25 protein-coding genes, 1 riboswitch and 1 other annotated feature are annotated in these 23598 nt (G+C 39.0%); of the genes, 1 reads left to right on the top strand and 24 read right to left on the bottom strand.

Annotation, left to right across the window (positions count from 1 at the left end; all coding sequences use genetic code 11):
* Positions 1 to 4: 4 nt before the first annotated feature.
* The 15 genes from MWJ95_RS12070 to MWJ95_RS12000 all read right to left on the bottom strand — a co-directional run bounded on the left by MWJ95_RS12070 (position 5) and on the right by MWJ95_RS12000 (position 11645).
* Positions 5 to 694 (bottom strand): YqjF family protein, encoded by a 690-nt coding sequence (locus tag MWJ95_RS12070; RefSeq protein WP_249072843.1) that lies wholly within the window; start codon positions 692 to 694, stop codon positions 5 to 7.
* A gap of 61 nt (positions 695 to 755) precedes the next feature.
* Positions 756 to 920 carry a DUF2639 domain-containing protein gene (locus tag MWJ95_RS12065; protein ID WP_249072844.1) on the bottom strand — a complete coding sequence of 55 codons (165 nt, stop codon included), beginning with the start codon at positions 918 to 920 and terminating at the stop codon, positions 756 to 758.
* Positions 921 to 1500: 580 nt separating this feature from the next.
* On the bottom strand, positions 1501 to 1683 hold the full coding sequence (locus MWJ95_RS12060) for a hypothetical protein (RefSeq protein ID WP_249105732.1): 183 nt from the start codon (positions 1681 to 1683) through the stop codon (positions 1501 to 1503).
* A gap of 184 nt (positions 1684 to 1867) precedes the next feature.
* A complete protein-coding gene (locus tag MWJ95_RS12055) occupies positions 1868 to 3328 on the bottom strand; it encodes a protein adenylyltransferase SelO (RefSeq protein WP_249105731.1) in 1461 nt (486 codons plus the stop codon).
* A gap of 144 nt (positions 3329 to 3472) precedes the next feature.
* A complete protein-coding gene (locus MWJ95_RS12050) occupies positions 3473 to 3976 on the bottom strand; it encodes a metallophosphoesterase (protein ID WP_249105729.1) in 504 nt (167 codons plus the stop codon).
* A gap of 12 nt (positions 3977 to 3988) precedes the next feature.
* The gene (locus MWJ95_RS12045) at positions 3989 to 4582 is read right to left on the bottom strand and encodes an XTP/dITP diphosphatase (protein WP_249105727.1); all 594 of its coding nucleotides are present in this window, start codon (positions 4580 to 4582) and stop codon (positions 3989 to 3991) included.
* A 1-nt stretch (position 4583) separates the two neighbouring features.
* Positions 4584 to 5333, bottom strand: a complete 750-nt coding sequence (gene rph / locus MWJ95_RS12040; protein WP_249105725.1) for a ribonuclease PH — start codon at positions 5331 to 5333, stop codon at positions 4584 to 4586.
* 132 nt (positions 5334 to 5465) lie between these two features.
* The gene (gene racE / locus MWJ95_RS12035) at positions 5466 to 6263 is read right to left on the bottom strand and encodes a glutamate racemase (RefSeq protein WP_249072850.1); all 798 of its coding nucleotides are present in this window, start codon (positions 6261 to 6263) and stop codon (positions 5466 to 5468) included.
* A gap of 10 nt (positions 6264 to 6273) precedes the next feature.
* On the bottom strand, positions 6274 to 6726 hold the full coding sequence (locus MWJ95_RS12030) for a MarR family winged helix-turn-helix transcriptional regulator (protein ID WP_053484913.1): 453 nt from the start codon (positions 6724 to 6726) through the stop codon (positions 6274 to 6276).
* Positions 6727 to 6801: 75 nt separating this feature from the next.
* The gene (locus MWJ95_RS12025) at positions 6802 to 7023 is read right to left on the bottom strand and encodes a helix-turn-helix domain-containing protein (RefSeq protein ID WP_004226437.1); all 222 of its coding nucleotides are present in this window, start codon (positions 7021 to 7023) and stop codon (positions 6802 to 6804) included.
* A gap of 37 nt (positions 7024 to 7060) precedes the next feature.
* Positions 7061 to 7369: a hypothetical protein gene (locus MWJ95_RS12020; protein WP_249105723.1), complete on the bottom strand. Its 309-nt coding sequence runs from the start codon at positions 7367 to 7369 to the stop codon at positions 7061 to 7063.
* A gap of 209 nt (positions 7370 to 7578) precedes the next feature.
* The gene (locus tag MWJ95_RS12015) at positions 7579 to 8037 is read right to left on the bottom strand and encodes an acyl-CoA thioesterase (RefSeq protein WP_249072851.1); all 459 of its coding nucleotides are present in this window, start codon (positions 8035 to 8037) and stop codon (positions 7579 to 7581) included.
* A 395-nt stretch (positions 8038 to 8432) separates the two neighbouring features.
* Positions 8433 to 9209 carry a succinate dehydrogenase iron-sulfur subunit gene (gene sdhB / locus MWJ95_RS12010; RefSeq protein WP_249072852.1) on the bottom strand — a complete coding sequence of 259 codons (777 nt, stop codon included), beginning with the start codon at positions 9207 to 9209 and terminating at the stop codon, positions 8433 to 8435.
* A 5-nt stretch (positions 9210 to 9214) separates the two neighbouring features.
* A complete protein-coding gene (sdhA, locus tag MWJ95_RS12005; protein WP_249072853.1) occupies positions 9215 to 10969 on the bottom strand; it encodes a succinate dehydrogenase flavoprotein subunit in 1755 nt (584 codons plus the stop codon).
* A 67-nt stretch (positions 10970 to 11036) separates the two neighbouring features.
* A complete protein-coding gene (locus MWJ95_RS12000; protein WP_249072854.1) occupies positions 11037 to 11645 on the bottom strand; it encodes a succinate dehydrogenase cytochrome b558 subunit in 609 nt (202 codons plus the stop codon).
* A 272-nt stretch (positions 11646 to 11917) separates the two neighbouring features.
* On the opposite strand from MWJ95_RS12000, the gene MWJ95_RS11995 reads away from it, so the two are divergent.
* The gene (locus tag MWJ95_RS11995; protein WP_249072855.1) at positions 11918 to 12352 is read left to right on the top strand and encodes a YslB family protein; all 435 of its coding nucleotides are present in this window, start codon (positions 11918 to 11920) and stop codon (positions 12350 to 12352) included.
* Between the two features lie 50 nt (positions 12353 to 12402).
* Here the strand turns inward: MWJ95_RS11995 and MWJ95_RS11990 are convergent, their stop codons facing one another.
* The 9 genes from MWJ95_RS11990 to MWJ95_RS11950 form a co-directional block, all read right to left on the bottom strand.
* Positions 12403 to 13662 (bottom strand): methyl-accepting chemotaxis protein, encoded by a 1260-nt coding sequence (locus MWJ95_RS11990; protein ID WP_249072856.1) that lies wholly within the window; start codon positions 13660 to 13662, stop codon positions 12403 to 12405.
* A gap of 186 nt (positions 13663 to 13848) precedes the next feature.
* On the bottom strand, positions 13849 to 15075 hold the full coding sequence (locus tag MWJ95_RS11985; protein ID WP_249105721.1) for an aspartate kinase: 1227 nt from the start codon (positions 15073 to 15075) through the stop codon (positions 13849 to 13851).
* Positions 15076 to 15414: 339 nt separating this feature from the next.
* Positions 15415 to 15594: riboswitch (Lysine riboswitch) on the bottom strand.
* Positions 15595 to 15826: 232 nt separating this feature from the next.
* Entirely contained in the window at positions 15827 to 17614 is a 1788-nt protein-coding gene (gene uvrC / locus MWJ95_RS11980) for an excinuclease ABC subunit UvrC (RefSeq protein ID WP_249072858.1), read from the bottom strand.
* 275 nt (positions 17615 to 17889) lie between these two features.
* Positions 17890 to 18201: a thioredoxin gene (gene trxA, locus MWJ95_RS11975; protein WP_004226420.1), complete on the bottom strand. Its 312-nt coding sequence runs from the start codon at positions 18199 to 18201 to the stop codon at positions 17890 to 17892.
* Between the two features lie 124 nt (positions 18202 to 18325).
* On the bottom strand, positions 18326 to 19684 hold the full coding sequence (locus tag MWJ95_RS11970) for an amino acid permease (RefSeq protein WP_249105719.1): 1359 nt from the start codon (positions 19682 to 19684) through the stop codon (positions 18326 to 18328).
* 139 nt (positions 19685 to 19823) lie between these two features.
* Positions 19824 to 20057: a binding site (T-box leader), on the bottom strand.
* A 248-nt stretch (positions 20058 to 20305) separates the two neighbouring features.
* On the bottom strand, positions 20306 to 21283 hold the full coding sequence (locus MWJ95_RS11965; RefSeq protein WP_249105717.1) for an electron transfer flavoprotein subunit alpha/FixB family protein: 978 nt from the start codon (positions 21281 to 21283) through the stop codon (positions 20306 to 20308).
* Between the two features lie 51 nt (positions 21284 to 21334).
* Positions 21335 to 22108 (bottom strand): electron transfer flavoprotein subunit beta/FixA family protein, encoded by a 774-nt coding sequence (locus MWJ95_RS11960; protein WP_249105714.1) that lies wholly within the window; start codon positions 22106 to 22108, stop codon positions 21335 to 21337.
* Positions 22109 to 22225: 117 nt separating this feature from the next.
* Positions 22226 to 22999, bottom strand: coding sequence for an enoyl-CoA hydratase (locus MWJ95_RS11955; protein WP_249105713.1), 774 nt, complete (start codon positions 22997 to 22999; stop codon positions 22226 to 22228).
* A gap of 14 nt (positions 23000 to 23013) precedes the next feature.
* Positions 23014 to 23595, bottom strand: a complete 582-nt coding sequence (locus tag MWJ95_RS11950; protein ID WP_049667778.1) for a TetR/AcrR family transcriptional regulator — start codon at positions 23593 to 23595, stop codon at positions 23014 to 23016.
* Between the last annotated feature and the right edge of the window lie 3 nt (positions 23596 to 23598).

The following is a 23598-nucleotide window of genomic DNA, read 5'->3' as shown; positions in this document are numbered from 1 at the left end:
TCGGTTACTTCTGTTCCAAAATTGGCGAGAAAATTCTAGCCTGTTTCCTCTTCGAATAATGGGCAATAGGTTGAATGCCTTGTATAGATTCCTTCACAAATGGAGCTAGTGTATTGCTTTCAATGTTAATGTGGACTCGTTGTAGCTGCCATGGCAAATGATCTATATCAATGCGAAATAAAGAATTTTTCCATTTCGACCAAGAATGATAACGTTCCACTAACCATTTATCAAAGGTAGAACTAATTATTTCACCGGCAATCGGTTGATATGAAATTTTGAACCTTTCTGCCCGTGCACCGTGATATAAACTTGAAGACGAAAAATAGTTCTCTTTTTGCTTTATAGATATTTTAGAATAGCGATATGATAAACCGCCCTTTGTAGCTAGTTGTACTATAAAACGATTCGTTACATCTGAATTTATGAAATAGACTCCTTTCATGCCGTTATATGTAACATATGTCCGGACATTTAGCTGCAAATAGGAATCTACTCCAGGTAATGGTGGCAGACATCTTAGTCGTTGTCCTTTCACTTTAAAAAGGACAGCACTAAGCCAAGCGTTATTTTCATAGAGGTCCAGTTGTAACTCTTGCGGAATGTGCTGCTCTAAATCCTTCGGTGATACTGGCCAATGTAGAAACAACACATCCTGCCAAATTTGCGTCAAAATCCACGATTTACTCCACATAAAATAACTCCTTTCTGTAGTTAAATTCTTTCCTACAAAGGAGTTATTCAAACGAACATGACTATTTTTGTTCTGAATCTAACATTTCTTTTTCCACATATCGGTAATACAGATTGCGCAATTCCGATTCTTTATAATTGCCTAAATGACTTTTATATTGTGGATGCACCAACATACCATGATCTCGAAGTTGCTTCACAAACCAACCTTTTGAATACTTATGCATTGTACACATTCTCCTTCTCTAATCTTCATACATAGCGTATGCTCAGGAATTTGTGTAGTGACAATTTTTCAAAATAAAAAAACGAAGAAATTATCCTTCGTTTTCATACTGTTAAATAATCAAAATGGGTCTAGGTAATTTTGGTGAATGTTATTCCTTTAATAAGAGTGATTTCCGTTCCAGGCTACTCGCTTTCCTGTGGGCGAGCGTCGAGCCGCTTCCTACGCTTACGCTGCGTGCAGGGTCTCGCCTGTCTCGCTTTCCCACGGGAGTCGAGTAGCCTTCCACTCCAATCAGCAATACTGTAGAACTTTTATAAACTTTATACATTTCAAAAGTGAACCCTATTACTTCTCTCCATAATCAACAGAAAAGACTTATTACGCAATTGTACACCTGTTAATTCTAACGCTTTGCTCCCGCATATAAATTGCTGCCACTACGTTAGAACTACCTTTCGCACAAAAACCTCTATTCCAAAATTCCTTCTTTTATAGCCATAAATTAGAGAATGTCCTATGCACGCTATGTGAAATGGTTGATTGTAGTGGGAGACTGAGCGACTCCTTGGGGATTAGCGTCACAGATAAGACCCTGCAGCGAGCAACGCGAATGAAGCGGGAGGGGGACGAAGGCTAAAGGCATCACGTCCTGTGATAACGCCTTCGTGACCAACATCGTGCTGTTGCTGTCGCTGCGCTTTCGCACAAGCAAAACCCTCTGCTGCCGCTGCGTTAACACTACGCTTTCGCGCAAAAGACATCTGTTGCCCCGACGCCCCCAGGAAGCTCTGCTCTGCGCGAAAGCGAAGCGTCAGCGGCAATGTTTTATCTGTGCGAAAGCGAAGCGACAGCAACAAAGCGCTCAGTCGGAACGGAAATCAACCCTTCATTTTTGCTGAAGGGCTATACTAGCGCATTAATTTCATTGACACAATATTTTTTAACTTATGTGCCACAAAATGTTCGATATGGTTGGTTAGATGGTGTTGGTAATGTTGCATATTCCTGCTGCTCCTTACAATGTGCAAAAGGTTGAGCAAGAGCTTCTAATAATCGCTCCATTACGCTATAGTCTCCGTGTTCAACTGCTGCCTCTAATGCTTCTTCTACCCGATGATTCCGTGGAATAATAGCTGGATTATGGTCACGCATCAATTGTTGGGACATATCTTTTGTTTCCTGCTGTCTTTCTAATCTTGCAAGCCAATTCTTATGCCATTCTTTAAATTCATTTGTACTAAAGAACGTTGAGTCTTCAAATTTATTGAAGGTTAATGCGATAAAAGTATTCGTGTAGTCTGCTTGATGTTGCTGCATTAACTGTAGCAGTTCTTCAATGAGTTCCCCGTCCTGCTCTTCTGCGTTAAATAGCCCAAGCTTTGCTCGCATACCTTCTAGCCAGTTTGCATAATACAGCTGAGGATATTGCTTTAGAGTCTCTTGAGCTATGTGGATAGCCTCTTCTTGATCTTCATGGATTAACGGTATTAATGATTCAGCAAATCGCGTTAAATTCCATCCTCCGATATTAGGTTGGTTGCCAAATGCATAACGGCCTTGTCGATCAATCGAGCTAAACACAGTCGCTGGATCATAAGTATCCATGAAAGCGCAAGGACCATAATCAATCGTCTCACCGCTAATCGTCATATTATCTGTGTTCATGACTCCATGAATAAAACCAACTAGCTGCCATTTTGCAATGAGAGATGCTTGTTTCTTTATCACTTCCTGTAGTAGGGTTACATAACGATTTTGTGCTTCATCAGCATTAGTAAAATGACGTTCAAAAGCATAATCCGCCAATGCTTTTAGCTCCTCATCTGATCCAAAGTTCGCTGCATACTGAAAAGTTCCTACTCGTAAATGACTGCTTGCAATACGTGTTAACACTGCACCAGGGAGCTCTGTTTCACGGAGGATCGTTTCGCCTGTAGTCACTACAGCTAAACTTCGTGTAGTTGGAATGCCAAGTGCGTACATAGCTTCGCTAATAATATATTCACGTAGCATTGGACCAAGTGTTGCTCTGCCATCTCCGCCGCGAGAATACGGCGTTCTTCCTGAGCCTTTAAGCGCGATGTCAAAACGTTCATGATTTGGTGTTAGTTGTTCACCTAACAATAATGCTCTGCCGTCTCCTAGCATATTAAAATGACCAAATTGATGCCCTGCATAAGCTTGTGCAATGGGTTTACCACCAGTTGGGGTGTTGTTTCCCGCAAAAATTGCTACCGCTTCCTCGCTTTTCAGAGCATTACTGTTTAATCCAAGTGACTTTGCAACTGATTCATTTAATATGATTAACTTTGGCGAACGAACTGGGTTTAACTGAATTGATGTGTAAAAAATGTTTGGTAGGTGGGTATAGCTATTATCAAAATTCCATCCTATTGTATGTTCCATGTTTTCTCCTTTGTAACGTTTATATTTATTTTTTCTCCTTCATCCTAAACAATTCATAGCCATTTTTACCATTTACTCTTCACCGATTACGCTAGAAAAACAAAAAACGCTTAGAGTTTTTAAAACTTAAGCGTTTTTGTTTTATCATTTTCGCATAAACTTATGGGTTGAAATAGGGCTATTATCATCCGTAAAGAACTTAACTTCAAAATACGTGTCTTTAGTCTCTACAAGGGCAAAGCTTTTTTCTATACGACCACGCGGTTTTAATAAGCTTCCCGGATTTAAAAATAACACATCATCAATCATTTCGGCCCCAAGAATATGAGAGTGACCAAAGCAAGCAATTTGTGCGTCTACCTCTTTGGCGCGATAGGATAATGACAAGATCGAGGTTTTCACATTGAATAAATGACCATGTGTTACAAAGACTGTGATGTCCGCTAAATCGAATACCTCTTCATTCGGAAAAGCTTTATCGATATCACAATTTCCTCGAACTTTCTTCATACCATCCAATGCTTTATGGGAGAAAGGAAGCTCACTATCTCCACAATGAATGAAAGCATCAGCATTAGGGTAAAAGCTACGAACTTTTTCAATCACATTACTATCGCCATGTGTATCACTCATGACCAGTATTTGCATGGATATCACCTCTTATTTTATAAGATTAGGTAATTGTTCCTTCAACTTACGAATAGCATTCCCGCGGTGGGAAATTTCCCCCTTTTCATCGGCTGTTAGCTCTGCCATCATACGGTTTAAACTTGGGACAAAGAAGATTGGATCATACCCAAATCCGTTTGTACCACGTTTTTCGTGAGCAATAACACCTTCACAAGTACCAAAAACTGTTGTCGTTTCAAAATCAGGCCCTGCAATTGCAATGCAACAGCAGAAGCGTGCTGTACGCTTTTCATCCTCGACATTTTTCAGGTTTTCTAATAACTTCACCATGTTTGCTTCATCATCATGGTCACCAGCATAGCGTGCGGAATAAACACCAGGTTCACCATTTAATGCATCAACAGCTAAGCCACTATCATCAGCAATAACAATTGAGTTTAACTCTTTTGCCAAGGCCTCTGCCTTTAAGATTGCATTTTCCTTAAAAGTAGTGCCTGTTTCTTCTATTTCCATCTCTGGGGCAACATCAAACATCGTGACTACTTCATAGCCAAGTGGACCAAATAACGCTTCGAAATCTTTTGCTTTTCCTTTATTTTTCGTTGCAATGACTACTTGTTTCATGTTATTCATTTCCTCCCACTTTGTTAGCCAATTCACCTAGTGCCTCTTTTTGAAGGGCAATCAATTGTTGAATACCTTCTTCACCTAAGCCCAGTAGTTCATTTAACTCTTCACGAGAAAAGGTTGCTTCTTCACCTGTCCCTTGCAGCTCAACAAATCGTCCTGCGCCTGTCATGACAATATTCATATCTACAGCAGCAGCGACATCTTCAACATAGTTTAAGTCTAAAATTGCCCCGTGATCCTCAACAATACCAACACTCGTTGCAGCTAAATAGTCTGTCACCGGGAATTTTGCTAATTGCTTCTCTTCTGCAAGCTTAGCAATTGCCTGTGTCATCGATACAAACGCTCCTGTAATGGAAGCTGTACGTGTCCCTCCGTCTGCTTGAATGACGTCGCAGTCAATCCACACAGTACGCTCACCAAGAGCTTCTAAATCAACGACAGCACGTAATGCACGACCGATTAATCGTTGGATTTCCATTGTGCGGCCATTGACTTTGCCACGAGAAGATTCACGTGCTGTACGCTGTGCTGTTGCACGAGGTAACATTGAATATTCTGCTGTAATCCATCCTTTGCCTTGTCCACGTAAAAAACCAGGAACCTTATCCTCAATCGTTGCTGTGCAAATTACTTTTGTATTGCCTACTTGAATTAATACTGAGCCTTCGGGGTGCAATAGATACTCACTATCTATTTTCACAGGACGCAGTGCATCAATATTTCTTCCATCAAATCTTGTCATATTTTTCGTTCCTCCTAAAATCTTTCGCGCACTCATCTTAACATAATTTTCACCTTCAAAAAAGTGCTCGGTCCCTTATGTACAATGCTCAAAAAGGCAAAAATCAGCCTAGCCCCTAGCTAAGCTGATTTTTTATTTTAATGTAATACGTTTTATTTGGAGAGTACCTTGCTCAAGCCAATTTTCAGCAATTGAACGGAAAATTGGAACAGAACCAGTTGCATAAAATTTATGAGCAGGCACAGCATCTGGGTCAGCTAAAGTGCCATTATACGCAAGCATTTCTTGAACATCCTTTGCTGTTTCCTCTGCGGAAGATAATACAAAAACTTCTTCTCCTACAACACCTTCAATTTGTTTTTGTAAAATTGGATAGTGCGTACACCCTAGTATAACCGTATCAAATTGTTCATTTTTCAACGGCTTTAAGCCTTCCGCAATTAATTTATTTGCAAATTCACCTTTATATTCACCACTCTCTACAAGTGGTACAAATGTTGGACAAGCCAACGGAATTATATGAGTTGACGTATTTAGTGATAGTAAGGCTTCCTCATACGCCCCACTTTTAATTGTTCCTTCTGTTGCAAGCACAACGACTTCATGTCGCTTCGTTTTCTTTACAGCTGCACGTGCGCCAGCATTAATAACGCCTAGTACCGGAAAAGGCATATTTCTTTGTAAACTTTCGAGTGCTACTGCAGTCGCTGTATTACAAGCAATGACGAGCATTTTGATATTCATTTTTTCTAGTGCTTTTGCCATTTGCCAAGTGAAATTTCGTACTTCTTGACGACTTCTGGGACCATACGGACATCTTGCTGTATCACCAATATAATAAATCGTTTCGTTTGGTAATAGCTTCATAATTTCTTTTGCTACGGTTAAACCGCCTACTCCTGAATCAATAACGCCTATCGGGGCATTCATACTTTCCGCCTCAATCCTGTTTCATGTGTACATGTAGTTTTTCTAAATAGCTTGATAATTGCGCGACTTCTTGTTCGTTAAAACCAACAAGCTTCTCTTGCAAATATTGCTGTCTTTTTTCAATAACCTCTTGAATAATACGTTCGCCCTTTTCGAGAAGATGAACAACAACGACACGGCGATCATTTTCGTCACGTACTCGCTTGACTAGTTCATTTTTCTCCATTCGATCCACTAAATCTGTTGTTGTACTAAAAGCTAAGTATAATCGATTTGACAGGTCGCCAATTGTTATATCTCCAAGCTCTTCTAACCACTGTAATGCAACAAATTGTGGCGGCGTAATTGCATATTGTGAAACAATCTCTCTTCCCTTTTGCTTCACAATCGCCGCTATATAGCGTAATTCCTTTTCAACCGTTGCAACGGTTTCAGGTGAGTGTTTTGTTACTTCATCCGACATATAACTATTTCACTCCTAAAAATACGTTGAATAGTTCTATTTTGTCGTTTTTTTTCTGAAATAGCAAGTGTCCATTTAGTCTAATTTAAATTCTTCTAAGCGTAACAGCTCAATTAACGCCTGAGATCGATTCGTTACACCTAACTTTTGAATTGTATTGGAAATGTGATTTCGCACTGTTTTTTCACTAATACCAAGTTGCTCTGCAATATCCCTCGTTGTTTTTTCAGCTAATAAAAGCGCAAATATTTCACGTTCTCGGTTTGTTAATAGAGAACGATGATGAGAGCCATTCATTTTCAGTTACACCCTCCTCCCCCGCACGTATTGTAACTTATGTTAAGGAATGAGGAGCGGTGACGGCTATTTTCATGAATATCTCTTGTTTCCTAAAAAAATTAGCAACTTCCACTATTAATTGGATTTTATGTAAAAGTGGATCTAACAAGCGGTTGATTTCATTCCAACTAGCCGCTTTATAGCTGACGCTTTTGCTTTCGCTACAGAAAACATTTGTTGCTGTCGCTTCGCTTTCGCACAGATAAAACATTTGTTGCTGTCGCTTCACTTTCGCTACAGAAAACATTTGTTGCTGACGCTTCGCTTTCGCGCAGAGCAGAGCTACCTGTGACCGTCGGGGCAACAGATGTCTTTTGCGCGAAAGCGTAGTGCTAACGAAGCGTCAGCAGAGGGTTTTGTTTGTGCGAAAGCGCAGCGACAGCAGGATGTTGGTCACGAAGGCGTTATCACAGGACGTGATGCTCTTAGCCTTCGTTCCTCTTCCCGCTTCCCTTTCCTTTGCTCCATGGCCACATCTGTGACATTGGAGCGAAGCGGTAGCCAGTCTCCATACTATACGAACGCCAATCTTGCTAACTGCGTTTTTGCTTCTTCAGATATAGGTACACTCTTTCCAGTTCGAGGGTCCATTTGCACTACTGTTCCACGACCCGTAAAGCAAACCTCATCATGCTGATTTTTCGCTAAATAATGAATATCCATTGACGAGTTCCCCACTGTCGCTACCTTTGTATAAATTTTTAGCACATCATCAAAGAATACCTGCTTCACGTAATCACACTGTAAGTCGGCAACAATCGGAATCCCCTCTACATGTTCATCAATTGCTGATGGCATTAGAACACCGAGATGATGAAAATAATCGATTCGTGCCTGTTCAAAATATGTAAAGCTAACTGTATTGTTCATATGACCGTACATATCCGTTTCTGAAAAACGTACACGGACCTCTATAAAAAATTCAAAATCCTTTGCCCATTCCTGAAAATCTCCGATATAATTTGCTTTCATCTTAGCCATCCCCCTGATTATTCGCTTTTTCCAAAAACAACAAATGGAATTAGCAGTCATAAATGAATATACATTCATTATAAAGGAAAACGCTATATTATCATAGAAAATTCACTTTTTTACTCTTTAAAACTTCTTTTCTATCGATTTAAAGGTAATCCCTGTCATGTTCTTACGTAATCAAGTCTATTTGTTTTAAAGTCATCATATTTAGTTTATTACACTTCCTTGAAAATGCTCCTATCCGAACCCCCAATAATGCGAAACATTAAACAAGCGAGTAGAATCAATCAGGTATTTACGAGCAGTTATTCTACAATATTATTTAATATTTTTCATAGAAAAAAACCCCTCACACATTAAGTGTAAGGGAGTTGGGAGTAAAGCTTGTACTATTAGTCAACGTAGTGGTCAGAACCGAAGAAGTTACGGAACATTTGCACTGTCGTTGCACGGTTTAATGATGCGATAGATGTTGTTAAAGGAATACCTTTTGGACAAGCCGCTACACAGTTTTGTGAGTTACCGCAGTTTGCAAGGCCTCCATCACCCATAATTGCATTTAAACGTTCGTCTTTAATCATTGCACCAGTTGGGTGAGTGTTGAATAGACGTACTTGTGATAGTGGAGCTGGTCCGATGAATGAAGCTTTTTCAGACACGTTTGGACATGCTTCCATACATACACCACAAGTCATACATTTAGATAATTCATAAGCCCATTGACGTTTACCTTCTGGCATACGTGGACCTTCACCTAAATCATAAGTACCATCGATCGGAACCCATGCTTTAACTTTTTTAAGAGCGTTGAACATACGTTCACGGTCAACTTGTAAGTCACGAATAACTGGGAAAGTTTTCATAGGCTCAAGTTTAATTGGCTCAGTCAATTGGTCAACAAGTGTTGAACATGATTGACGTGGGCGACCATTGATAACCATTGAACATGCACCACAAACTTCTTCAAGACAGTTCATATCCCACGTTACTGGAGTAGTGTTTTCACCATTTTCAGTAACAGGATTTTTTTGAATTTCCATTAAAATAGAAATTACGTTCATACCATGGCGGTAAGGTACTTGGAATTTTTGCCAGTAGCTATTGCCGCCTTTTGTATCTTGACGTAAAATTTCCACTTTAACCATTCTTCCAGTATTAGCTGCGATCATAACTTTTAGTCTCCTTTCGCAGAGTAGTCGCGTTTACGTGGTGGAATTAATGAAACGTCAACTTCTTGGTACGTAATGATTGGATTACCAGTAGTTGGGTCAAACTTCGCCATTGTTGTTTTTAAGAAGTTCTCATCATCACGGTTCGGGAAGTCTGGTTTATAGTGAGCACCACGAGATTCGTTACGTAATAATGCACCTTTTGTCATCACTTTCGCAAGGTAAATCATATTTTTCAACTGACGTGTAAAGTGAGCACCTTGGTTACTCCATTTTTGTGTATCGTTGATGTTAATGTTTTCCCAACGTTTTTGGAATTCATCAAGTTTGTTTAATGTATCTTCAAGTTGGTCGTTGTAACGTACTACAGTCATAGTAGCAGTCATCATTTCACCAAGCTCTTTATGAAGTAAGTAAGCGTTTTCTGTGCCATCCATTTTCATGATAGCATCCCACTTAGCTTGTTCTTCTTTAACGCGAGCATCAAAGATTTCTTGTGGAAGATCTTCAGCATGCTTTTTAAGATGTTTAACATAATCTACTGCGTTTGGACCAGCAACCATACCACCATAAATAGCAGATAATAATGAGTTTGCTCCAAGTCGGTTTGCACCATGTTGAGAGTAATCACACTCACCTGCTGCAAATAAACCAGGAATTTCAGTCATTTGGTTGTAGTCAACCCATAATCCACCCATTGAGTAGTGAACTGCTGGGAAAATTTTCATTGGTAATTTACGTGGATCATCACCTACGAATTTTTCGTAGATTTCAATAATACCACCAAGTTTTACATCTAATTCATGTGGATCTTTATGAGAAAGATCTAGGTATACCATGTTTTCACCGTTGATACCTAGTTTTTGGTTCACACAAACATCGAAAATTTCACGTGTTGCAATATCACGTGGTACTAAGTTACCGTAAGCTGGGTATTTTTCTTCTAAGAAGTACCAAGGCTTACCATCTTTATAAGTCCAAATACGGCCACCTTCACCACGAGCTGATTCTGACATTAGACGGTTTTTGTCATCTCCAGGAATAGCTGTTGGGTGAATTTGAATGAACTCACCATTCGCGTATGAAGCACCTTGTTGATAAACGATAGAAGCAGCAGAACCTGTATTAATAACAGAGTTTGTTGTTTTACCGAAGATAATACCAGGGCCACCAGTCGCCATAATAACAGCGTCTGCACGGAATGATTTAATTTCTTCTGTACGCATATCTTGCGCTACGATACCACGACAAACGCCGTCAGGATCGACTACTGCACCAAGGAATTCCCAGTGCTCATATTTGTTAACTAAACCAGCTACTTCGTGAGAACGAACTTGCTCGTCTAGTGCGTATAGTAATTGTTGACCAGTTGTAGCACCAGAAAATGCTGTACGGTGGTGTAATGTACCACCAAAACGACGGAAATCAAGAAGACCTTCTGGAGTACGGTTGAACATTACACCCATACGGTCCATTAAATGAATAATACCAGGGGCTGCATCACACATACCCTTAACTGGTGGTTGGTTCGCTAAGAAGTCCCCACCGTATACTGTATCGTCAAAGTGGATCCAAGGAGAATCCCCTTCACCTTTAGTATTTACTGCACCATTAATTCCGCCCTGCGCACATACAGAGTGTGAGCGTTTTACAGGAACTAATGAGAATAAATCAACTTCAGTACCAACTTCAGCTGCTTTAATCGTTGCCATCAGACCAGCTAGACCGCCGCCGACAACAATTATTTTGCTTTTCGCCATGATTATTTCTCACTCCTCTTAAAAAATTGCAATGATTGTCATGTGCTCTATAGTAGCTTCTATTACATTAAACGAAAGCTAAAATAGCAGCCACACCAACTACACTTAGAATTACGAAAATAATGTTTGTTACATAAGTAGCAATCTTTTGAGACTGAGGAGATTGTGTAATACCCCAGCTTACTAGGAATGCCCATAAACCGTTTGATAAGTGGAAAGTTGCTGATATAATACCAACAATGTAGAATCCAAGCATGAATGGATTAGAAACAATATTCGCCATCATGTCGTAATCAACTTCTGTACCAAGTGCTTTTTGAATACGAGTTTGGAAAATATGCCATGCAATGAAGATCACTAGGAATACACCTGTGAAACGTTGTAATGAGTACATCCAGTTACGGTATGTGCTGAAACGTCCTGTATTTGGTGTAGCAGTGAATGCAATGTAGACACCATAGAATGCGTGGAACATTAATGGAATATAGATGACAATCCATTCAACTAGGATAAGGAATGGAATCTTTTCCATATTTGCGGTAGCTGCGTTATAATTTTCTGCTCCGCCTGTTGCTGTAAAGTTAATTAACAGGTGCATCGTTAAAAACAGACCTACTGGAATGATACCAAGTAGAGAATGTAAGCGACGCCATAAAAACTCTCGATCTTTCGACAAGACTGTTACCCCCCTTAGTACTTAAAATAGCACAACAAAAGAAGTCATCATTTTGTAACTGATACTTCATTGACTGTGTATTTCATCATGGTACAATATTATGACATGTTTATTGTACTCTCAAGATCTACGAGCGTCAAGGCAACTTAGAGTTTTTCATATTCCTTATTAAAGTAACATTCTAGTACATGACGCGTCGTTTTTTCTCGAAAAATCTATCTTTACTTTATCAGTGTCAAATTTCAAGAAAATTCTAAGAAAGAAGGATTTCAATGTTAAACACTTCATCTCCTACAATCTCAGCATTTGGCTATGAGATAATTCGCGATTATATTTTATCTTCCATTCTTGGTAAGCATGAAGGAGATGTCCTTTATTGGGCAGGAAAAGACCTTGCTCGGAAGTTCCCTTGTAAAAATCAAGAAGAGCTTATCGCATTTTTCGCAGATGCCTGTTGGGGTAATTTAGAGCTCATCAAAGAATCGAAGGATGGACGTATATTCCAGCTAACAAATGATCCAGACCTGTTACAAATCGGTCTTCGTAGTTTTAGACTTGAAGCAGGATTTATAGCTGAACAAATCCAGCAAGCAAAAGGTTATTTAACAGAATGCTATGATGAAAAACGTGAAAAGCACCAAAACGTTATGTTTACAGTAAAATGGGACGTCAAAGAACGAATCATGAACACCGTTCCCGCAGAATAAAACAAAAAGGATTGTCATTCCAAATCGTGGATGACAATCCTTTTTTCTATTCATAGTTGTGCATGTCTTTCTTTTAAAAGCACATCTATTAACGAAATAAATGCTTCTAAAATATTTAACGAGTGTTGAATCATTTCCTCTAAGTTAATGATTGATAGTTCATTCACTAATTTTTGTGCGGCCATGTGTACTAATTCATGAGGTTGCTCTATATGCCGATATTCCGGTAAATGTTGAAATTCCTCAAAATGACCATAATACCATTTCCCAAATAGACACTGATGATGCGTTTTTATTGTTTCTTTATGACCAGCCTTTTGAATAGCATTACGTAAAAAGCTAGCATGATCCATTAACCTTGCTGCCAATTGGCTAACTACCGTTTGCTCTGAAGGCTTTCGGATTGTTGGTGCAATAGCTCTTAACATTTCAGATACTTGATTTTGTATGATTTCTGAGAAATCACTAGTATGTAATAATTCCGTCGTTGTTTCCGCTAATCGGCCTACAGCAATTACATTTTCTTCTGATGCGGCTGTTATTTGATGGATGCCATCTGCAGCTTCCTCAATATTTTGACTTGTGACAGTCAAGTTAGCAATATTGTCCTTCATAATACTTAAAAAGTCAGTTAAATAATGTTCGACTTGTTTGATATTGGTTATTGTATTATGTAGTTTCTTATCAATGACTGACCTAATCTTCGTCATTTCATGCAATGAACCTTTCGAGCTGCTTGCTAACTTTCCTACCTCCATCGCGACAACATTAAAGCCCTTACCATGTTCACCAGCACGTGCGGCTTCAATAGATGCATTTAACGATAGAAGTTGTGTTTGATCAGCAATCCCAGTTACACTTTTACCGATATCATCCATTTTGGTCATTTCATCATACAACTGCTCTGTTGAATGAGTTCCTTTAGTCAGCAACTCCTGAACCATTTCACCTTTAGTAATGGACGATTCCATTTCTTCTACAAGTAATAACGAATGCTGTTTTATTTCTTGAATGTTTGCATTTACATTTTGCTCAGACGAAAGCATCTCTTCTGTATTTGACGACATTTCTTCACTCATTGCTGAAATTTCCCCTACACTCATTGAAACATTCTGAACCTTTAAAGCCGTTTGAAAATTAATTAACTCCATATGTGCTAGAACAAAGTCTAAAATCGCATTTTTCACATCAATACTTTCCTGTTCAAGTTCCAATTCTAGAATTCGCTTTTTTAATATTTGTATTTCTAAATCATTGTTTGTTTCAACGCTTTCATCCACTGACTTTTGAAATAAACCGAATAATACCATACAAACTCCCACCTTCCCCTTGGTAAAACATGTCACATTTTATTATATAACAATAGAATTGCATAAAATAGTAAATTTGATGTGAACAAAAAAAGAATGTGCCATTTACTGACACACCCTCTTCAATATTATGTAAAACGCCATAGTGGTGGGGCTTTCGGTACATAAAACATTGGTTGAAATTCGCTACAAAAGCATCTCCTGAAAGAGGTTAAATTCATCATGTAATGCATTTGCTGCACGAATCATGTCGTCCTGGGGTACAACTACAGACACTTTTATTTCCGATGTACTTACCATTTTTACAGGGATATTTTCTCGACGTAGACGATCAAACATGCGCGCAGCCACCCCTGGATTAGATGCCATCCCCGAACCAATAATAGAGACTTTTGCCAAACCGATTTCAAAATCAGCAAAACTGAACCCTAGCGATAATTTGCTATCTTCTAGGACACGTAAAGCTTCTGCAAACTCCTCTTTCAAAATCGTAAATGATACAGTCGGCTTTAAGCCATCAATTATTGCTTGTACGATTATATCAACATTTATGTGATTTTCAGCAAGTTTTGTGAACATATCTGCTAACGAAGCATTGGAATAAGCATCATAACCAACCGTTAAGCGAATAACGTCTGACTCATAGGCAACACCACGTACCATTAAATTTTTCTCCATTTCAACTTCCTCCTTCAATAAAGTACCTACTGTATCTCTCTCGCTCGCCCGAATGATAACTGGGATTTGAAACTTCTTTGCTAACTCTACAGCTCGTGGGTGCATAATTTGTGACCCTAAGTTTGAAAGCTCCAGCATCTCATCATAGGAAATTTCTTTTAACTTTTGCGCCCCAGCGACATGACTTGGATCAGCAGTATAGACTCCGTCCACATTCGTGTAAATATCTACGCGCTCTGCCTTCAATTTTGCTGCTATCGCTATAGCCGCCGTTTCCGCTCCACCTTTACCAAGCGTCGTAATATTCCGTAAATTATCGATCCCCTGTTCCCCAGCTACGATGACGATTTGTCCCTGTGCAAAATGCTCTTCTAGTCGACTAACATCAATCTCATCAATACGTGCATGACCATACAGAGCATCGGTTTGAATACCAGCCTGCCAGCCTGTTAATGACACTGCATTATATCCTTCTTCCTGCAAAGCAAGTGCCACTAACGAACTTGCCAATTGAGCGCTTGTTGAAAATAGTGCGTCTAGTTCACGTTTAGAAGCATTGTCCGATAGATTACGGACCATTTTCGCTATTTCTTCAGCCACACTCCTCATTGTTGACGTAACAACGACAACATCGAAACCTTTTTCCTTTTCTGCAATCGCCTTTTTCACAACATTTTGAATGTGCTCTGTTGAAGCGAATGCCGCACCTCCAAATTTCATCACAATTCTCACCATCTGTATCATTCTCCTTTGTCATCCATCATTTCATTGCGTTTAAAGTAGCTAGACCTTTGCGGATCTTCACAAAAATAGCACTGTAAAAGCAAAGCATCATGAGCACTCACATTTCTCAGTTCCTAATACTTCCGTCCCTTATTATCAAGAACAGATTTTAGTATGGATCTTTGGCATTGACGCTACTTCTATAAGCCCAATATAGTGCCTTGATAATAAGGGAAATCTTCCGGCATCATTCCTTAACAGTACGAAAAGTTGTCTCTAGAAAACTAAAAAAAGCAACCCTCACATAACGTGAAAGCTGCTTATAACATGTACAATAAAAGTAACTTGCGCATGTGTGATAGCCCTCCGAAACGGTTTAGAATCGACAGTCTTACATCTCTTAAATGTAAAACCAGCACAGCATCGGAAACAACGATGCTCTACTTCGGCAAGCTCCCCTTTTATACATTTTCAATGGACTTGTCCGTCCTCTAATGCACTACTCTTGAACCTTGCACCTCTATCATCACTAAATAGTGAACGTATTTAATTGAACCTTAGTGGAAAAATTCCCATTTTATATATAGAAGTAACTAAAAAACTAAGGTGTTGTATATAACATTGCTAAATCAATGTTATATACAACCTTAGCATATGTCTAATCCTTTGACAATGTCTCTTATTGAAATTTTTTCCTTCGCGTAATTGACACTATCGCTTTGCTTTATTTCAGTAATTCTTTGTAGCTACAGCTTCATTTTTGCTACAAAGAACTATCTGCTGAATGAAAGTAAGCATAGATATTGTTAGCTAGATTAGTAGGTATCCCTGCTTCTTCTAATGCCTGTATGCTTGCCTCACGTATTTTTTTGACAGAGCCAAAATGCTTGAGCAATTGCTGTTTTCGCTTTGGACCAACGCCCTCTATCTGATCAAGGACAGACTGTATAGCATGCTTTTCGTGTTGCTGTCGTAAGAAGGTGATCGCAAAGCGGTGTACTTCATCCTGAATTCGTTGTAGTAAATAGAATCCATCGCTTGTGCGCTTTAACGCAATTACTTCAGGTGGATCACCAAAAAGGAGCTGTGACGTATTATGCTTGTCATCTTTTGCTAATCCGGCAATTGGAATGACAAGACCGAGCTCATCTTCTAATACTTCACGCGCGACCTCCATTTGCCCCTTCCCACCATCAATTAGTACTAAATCTGGTAAAGGTAGACCTTCCTTTAATACGCGTGTGTAACGACGACGGATAACTTCCTGCATTGCCCCATAATCATCGTGCTTGGCAGCTGTGCGTGTTTTATATTTTCGATACTCCTTCTTAGCAGGTTTTCCATCAATAAATACAACCATTGCAGAAACAGCATCTGTCCCATGCATATGACTGTTATCGAAAGCTTCAATCCGTAAAGGCGCAGAAATACCCATAGCTTCACCGAGCGCCTCACATGCTCCTATTGTCCGTTCTTCCTGACGTTCAATAAGCTGGAACTTCGCTGCTACAGCAATTTCAGCATTTTTTGTTGCTAATTCAACTAGCTCTTTTTTTTGCCCACGTTTTGGTGTCAGTACTTTCACTTCTAATAGTTCCGTTAAAATCTCCGCATCAATAGATTGTGGGATAAAGATTTCTTTAGGCTTAATGTGCTCAAGCTTGTCATAAAATCGTCCAACGAACGTTAAAAACTCCTCTTCTGCCTCTTGATAAATCGGGAAAATCGAGACATCTCGCTCAATGAGCTTTCCTTGACGGACAAAGAAAACTTGAACACACATCCAGCCCTTCTCGACTGCATAGCCAAATACATCGCGGTTAGTTGTATCACTTGATACGATTTTTTGCTTTTGCATGACCGTATCGATATATGCAATTTGATCACGAAATTCCTTTGCACGCTCAAACTCTAAGTTTTCCGCGGCCGCTAGCATTTTTACCTCTAGCTCTTTTTTAACTTCCTCAACCCCACCATTTAAAAATTTTGTCATATCCTCAATCATATCGTTGTAAGTTTCAACATCAATCTCTTTCACACAAGGAGCTAGACATTGCCCCATGTGATAATACAAACAAACCTTTGAAGGAAGTTGTACACATTTTCGTAGAGGATATAAACGATCTAGCAACTTTTTCGTCTCACTTGCTGCATACGCGTTTGGATACGGGCCAAAATATTTTGCCTTATCCTTTTTCACTTTTCGTGTTGTAATAAGTCGTGGGTGTTTTTCATTTGTAATTTTTAAATACGGATACGTTTTATCATCCGTCAGCATAATATTGTACTTCGGATCATGTAGTTTTATTAGATTAAGCTCTAAAATTAAAGCTTCAATATTGGAGGATGTCACAATGTACTCAAAATCTTCAATTTCGCCTACAAGTCTCTGTGTTTTCCCTTCATGCGTACCCGTAAAATAAGAGCGTACTCGATTTTTCAGCACTTTTGCTTTCCCGACATAAATAATTGTTCCTTGTCGATCTTTCATCAAATAGCAGCCAGGCTGATCTGGTAAAATTTCAAGCTTTCGTTTCATTAAATCATTCATCGCCTACCTGCCTCCTTTTTCTTTTATTATATAACGAAAAAAAGCCAAGCACATCATATTGATGGCTTGACTCTTTTTTTCTTACAGAATCAATTATGCCTCGGCATAATTGCGTCCGGAATCGGCTTTATGCTAAACAAAGCACTCCTTTCCGATTCTGTGACATCCGCCGGAGGCTTTAACTTCTTTCAGCGAGTTTTTGGACCCCTGAAAAGTAACTTAAATTCGCATTCATCTCACCATATGTAGAGGTGGGAGACTTCTATTGAAAGAAGTTAAGCATGTTTTGCGATAAATGCTTCTAACGCTTCTTTTGGTTGGAAACCAACAGTTTTGTCTACTAATTCACCATCTTTAAATAATAGTAATGATGGAATAGACATAATTTGGTATTGCGCTGCAGTACCTTGGTTGTTATCTACATCTACTTTTACAATTTTAGCTGCGCTACCAGCAGCATCCATTTCTTCAAGAACTGGTCCAATCATTTTACAAGGTCCGCACCAAGCTGCCCAAAAGTCAACTAGTACTAACCCTTCTTTAATATCGTCTTGGAAAGTTGCATCTGTTGCATGTACAATTGCCATTTGAAATCCTCCTTAAACTTACTATGCTTGTAGTATAGCATGGATAAATTCTGTTGAGCGAACAATCTGCCTAGTATGCAAAATTTATGAAAAATAAGGTCGAAAAAGGCAACAAGTTGTTTTATTATTTAGCTTCATTTTCTTGAGAACGACCTTTATAGACATAAGTTAACGTAATAAAGAGATAAATGGCTAGTGTAATACCTGTTACGATAATAGATGTTGTAAAAATTATCCCAATCAGTATGGCACTTAACGCAATAATAGCTATCCAAGTCGTATAAGGGTACCATTTTACTGCATAGGTACTTGTTTTTTCCGGCTGTTTTTTACGCGATTTCAGATGCGCAATCGCGATAATTAACCAAATAAATAACACGGTATAACCAAGTGAGCCCATTAGGAAATCAAAGGTTTTACTTCCTGCAAATAAAGAAAATATTACGGCCATATATAAAGCTAAAGTACACATTAATATGGCATATACCGGAACTTTTCTTTTCGATAAATGGGCAAAGATTTTAGGAACACGACCGTCCACAGCTTGTGTATACAAAACGCGGGATGAACCGTATAGTCCTGAGTTCATTGATGAAATAATGGCAAGTAAAACAACAGCATTCATAATATGATCAGCGCCAGGAATCCCAACCATTTTAAAAACCATTACAAACGGACTTTCCGGCACCCCATTTACTTCATTCCAAGGAATCAAGCTGACGATAATAAAGAAAGGCACTAAATAAAAAGTCACAATTCGTACTAATGTACTGCGAACAGCTTTTGGCACTACTTTCTCAGGATTTTTCGTTTCAGCTAATGTAATACCAATAATTTCAGTGCCTCCATAAGAGTAAATAACTACAAGCATTGCAGCAATCAACCCCATTGATCCATTCGGGAAGAAACCACCATGCTCCGTTAAATTAGAAAAACCAACAGCTGTATGATTACCAAAAGTAACTAGCAATAAGATTAATCCCGCTATGATGAACACCACAATAACCGTAATTTTAATTAACGCTAGCCAATATTCAGTTTCAGCAAAAACTTTCACTGATAGCAAGTTAATGGCTGTAACTAAAATCGAAACAGATAACGCAAGTATCCAAATTGGATAATCTGGCAACCAATATTGAATAAAAATTGCTGCCACGATAGATTCTGCCGCAATATTTAACACCCACATTTTCCAATAGATCCAATCAAGGAAATACGCTGGGTACTTCCCTAAAATAGCCTCCACTAAATCTCTAAATGTTCTGGCTTCGCTATTACGGACTGCCATTTCTGCTAAACCTTGCATAACAAATAACAAAATAATACCACCAATTAAGTACGCAAAAAGCACTGATGGTCCTGCCATATCAATGGCTGTACTGCTTCCTTTAAACAACCCTGCACCAATAGCTCCACCTAAAGCCATCATCGTAATATGCCGTGAGGTCATCGTTCTCTTTAATTTCTGATTGTCGTTTTCCATTTCCTTACCTCCTAAAATGAACAAATGCGCTTAAGCGCTCCTCTACTTTCGCCCGAGGGATCGAAGCGACCTCGAGGATGTAGCGCTTTAGCCTAGACGCAAAAAAGGCATATCGTCTGTTCCTTCATGATCAGATGAAAGAAGAGACGATATGCCATAAGCAAACCGCGGTACCACTCTAATTGGTTCTTTAAGAACCCTGCTTAAAAACCTAATAACGAAGGTTAACCGTCCAACAAATAGAATATTCTGTAATTTCTATTTATCTTACCGCTCCTAGGCAAGTTCAAAGTCTTATTGGACTGCGTTGCACCAACCCGCAGCTCTCTTCACCAAATAATGAGCTTTTACTACTCCTAATCTTTGCGTTTAAAACACTATTAAATAATCAATTATATTGCGTTCTGAGGCTTTTAGCCAACTCTATTTCAGCGGATGTTTTTTGTACCCAAAGCGTAGCAACAGGTACAGATATTTGATCCGCTGCAAGAAGTTAAATTAATATTCATCACTATACGTTCTAAAATTAATTATGTCAACATTTTATTTTGCAATAACTTTTAAAAATCAAAAAATTTGAACAAAAAAAAGCGGGGAAGACACATTCTCCCCGCTCATTTATTAGGCATTCACTTTTAACGCTTTAAATTCTTCGATTAGAAGAGGTACCACCTCAAATAAGTCACCTACGATACCATAGTCCGCAACTTTGAAAATATTTGCTTCTGGATCTTTATTAATCGCAACGATTACTTTTGAGTTCGACATACCTGCTAAGTGTTGAATTGCTCCAGAAATACCCGCTGCAATGTAAAGGTCTGGTGTTACTACTTTACCTGTTTGACCGATTTGAAGTGAGTAATCACAATATTCAGCATCACATGCACCACGTGAAGCACCAACTGCACCGCCAAGTAAATCCGCTAGTTCTTTTAATGGTTCAAAGCCGTCCTCCGATTTTACGCCACGACCACCTGCTACAACTACTTTTGCCTCTGAAAGATCTACACCCTCAGAAGATTTACGGACAACTTCTTTAATGATTGTACGAAGGTTCGTAATATCCACAGAAATAGAAGTGATATCACCTGATTTGCCCGCTACTTTTTCTAATGGCGCAATATTGTTTGGACGGACTGAAGCTAAAACTAAGCCGTCTTTTACTTTAACTTTTTCAAAAGCTTTACCAGAGTAAATTGGACGGATGAATACAACATCATCGCCAGAACCTTCAATAGCCGTTACATCAGATACAAGACCTGCTTGTAATTTACTTGCAATTTTTGGTGATAAATCTTTACCATTTGCAGTATGACCAAATACAATACCAGTTGGTTTTTCTTCCTCAATTACTGCTAATAATGCTTGACCATAACCATCAGATGTATATTGTTTTAAATGTGGATGCTCCACCGTTACAACACGGTCAGCACCATATTCAAATAATGGACCTGTTAAGCCTGCTACGGCATCCCCTAAAAGAACACCAACAACCTCACCACCATCTGCGATTTGCTTTGCAGCTGCAATTGCTTCGAAAGAAACGTTACGTAAGCTTCCTTCACGAACTTCACCTAATACTAATACTTTTTTTGTCATAGTATATTCCCTCCGTTACCCTTTAAGATTCGATTTGTGTCATCAGATGACTTAAACTACTTTTGCCTCTGTATGAAGTAGGTTTACTAGCTCTTTTACTTGAGCAGAAAGTTCGCCTTCAAGAATACGACCTGCTGCCTTTTGAGCCGGTAAGTAAATATCAACTGTTTCTACCTTCACTTCCACATCATCTTCATCGATATCTAAATCATCTAACTCCAGTTCCGCAAGCGGTTTCTTCTTCGCTTTCATGATCCCTGGTAAAGATGGGTAACGTGGCTCATTTAACCCTTGCTGAGCTGTTACTAAAAGTGGTAAAGATGTCTCGATCACTTCTGAGTCACCCTCAATATCGCGTACAATTTTTGCAGATGTCCCATCAATTTCAAGCTTTGTAATTGTTGTAACATAGTTAATACCTAGTAAATCTGCTACACGAGGTCCTACTTGACCAGAGCCTCCATCTATTGCAACGTTTCCTGTTAAAATTAAATCTGCTTCTTTATCTTTTAAATATTCAGCTAAAATATAAGCTGCTGCATTTTGATCTAGTTCATCTAGATCGTCTTCTGTGTTAATAAGAACCGCCTCATCCGCTCCCATTGCAAGAGCTGTGCGTAATTGCTTCTCTGTATCTTCGCCACCGATTGAAACAACCGTTACTTTACCGCCAGCAGCGTCACGTACTTGGATTGCTTCTTCAATGGCATATTCATCGTAAGGATTGATGATGAATTCTGCGCCATCCTCTTGAATTTTACCACCTGACACGACGATTTTTTCTTCTGTATCAAACGTACGTTTAATTAATGCAAAAATATTCATATATCCATACCTCCTGGAACGTTTTTAATTTCTAAGTAAACTTATAAATATTATATATTTTCAGTGTCGATAACGTCGATAACACTCTTTCAAGTCGCTATCGACACTGATGGAATATTATTTACCAGTAAACACAGGCTCGCGTTTTTCAATAAATGCTTGAATTCCTTCTTTTGCATCTTCCGAAATGAATACGGTACCAAAGGATTTTGCTTCTACCTCAATACCTTCATAGAATGAAGCATGTTTTGCATATTGCAATGTTTGAATAGCTGCTTTTAAAGCAACTGGGCTCTTCTTCGCAATTTTCTTCGCTACCTTTAGCGTTTCTTCTAGTAATGCTTCATCTGTAAATGCACGATTCGCTAAACCCCATTGTACAGCCTCTGTACCAGAAATCGGCTCACTTGTAAACATCATTTCTGCAGCTTTGGCAACCCCTACATATCGTGGTAGACGTTGTGTACCCCCGAAACCTGGGATAAGACCTAATTGTAATTCCGGTAGTCCTAATTTCGCAGATTCCGTCACAAAGCGCAGATGACAACTCATCGCAAGCTCAAGGCCCCCACCAAGTGCAGCGCCATGAATTGCAGCAATGATAGGTTTCGAGAACGATTCAACTCGCTCAAAAACTTGCTGACCATTGCTCGCTAGCTTTGAAAATTCATTACCAGACTCAACCTCTGTAAACTCTTTTATGTCTGCACCTGCTGAGAAGAAACGACCATCGCCATGAATGACAAGAACACGAACAGTGTCATCATGCTCGACTTCATCTAGCACAGCATTTACTTCGGCAATAATACCGCGAGATAATGCGTTTGCTGGCGGGCGTGCAATTGTAATAATCGCTACTCCATCCTCTACTTTCCAACTTAGAAACTCCATTTCTCCACATCCTTTTAAGCTTTAATGCCGTTCAGAATTAATGCCTGAACTTTTGGAACCTGTTCTATCAAATCATATCGATATTCATTCATAACCCAAGACGTAATAGTTTCGTCAATAGTTCCAAATACCATTTGACGTGCCAAGCGTACATCCATCGTTTGATTGAACTCCCCTGATAGCATACCTTCGATCAAAATTTGATCTAGTAATTGTAAATACTCTCTTAACACCGAATTAATCTTTAGTCGTAAATCTTTATTCGATTGTCGTAGTTCCAATTGTGTGACGGTTGCTAGGTATCGATCTGTCGCTAGAACATTAAAATGATTTTCTATCATTCGTGAAAGTTTGTCCTTTGACGTACTTCCATTTTCTATTATATCTTGTAATGACTCTACAAAAACAGCCATTTTTTCATTAAAGACAGAAATTAATATATCTTCTTTATTTTTAAAATATAAATAGATTGTTCCATCGGCCACCCCTGCCTGTTTAGCAATCTTCGATACCTGTGCTTGGTGATACCCATTTTCTGCAATAACGATGACAGCTGCATCAATAATTTGCTTATATTTTGGCTTATCACGTTTCACCTT

It is taken from the genome of Lysinibacillus sp. Bpr_S20 (genome assembly GCF_023337835.1).
In the GTDB taxonomy this organism is placed as follows: domain Bacteria; phylum Bacillota; class Bacilli; order Bacillales_A; family Planococcaceae; genus Lysinibacillus.
Note: the sequence above shows the minus strand (reverse complement) of the source record. Positions and strands in the feature narration are given on the sequence as shown.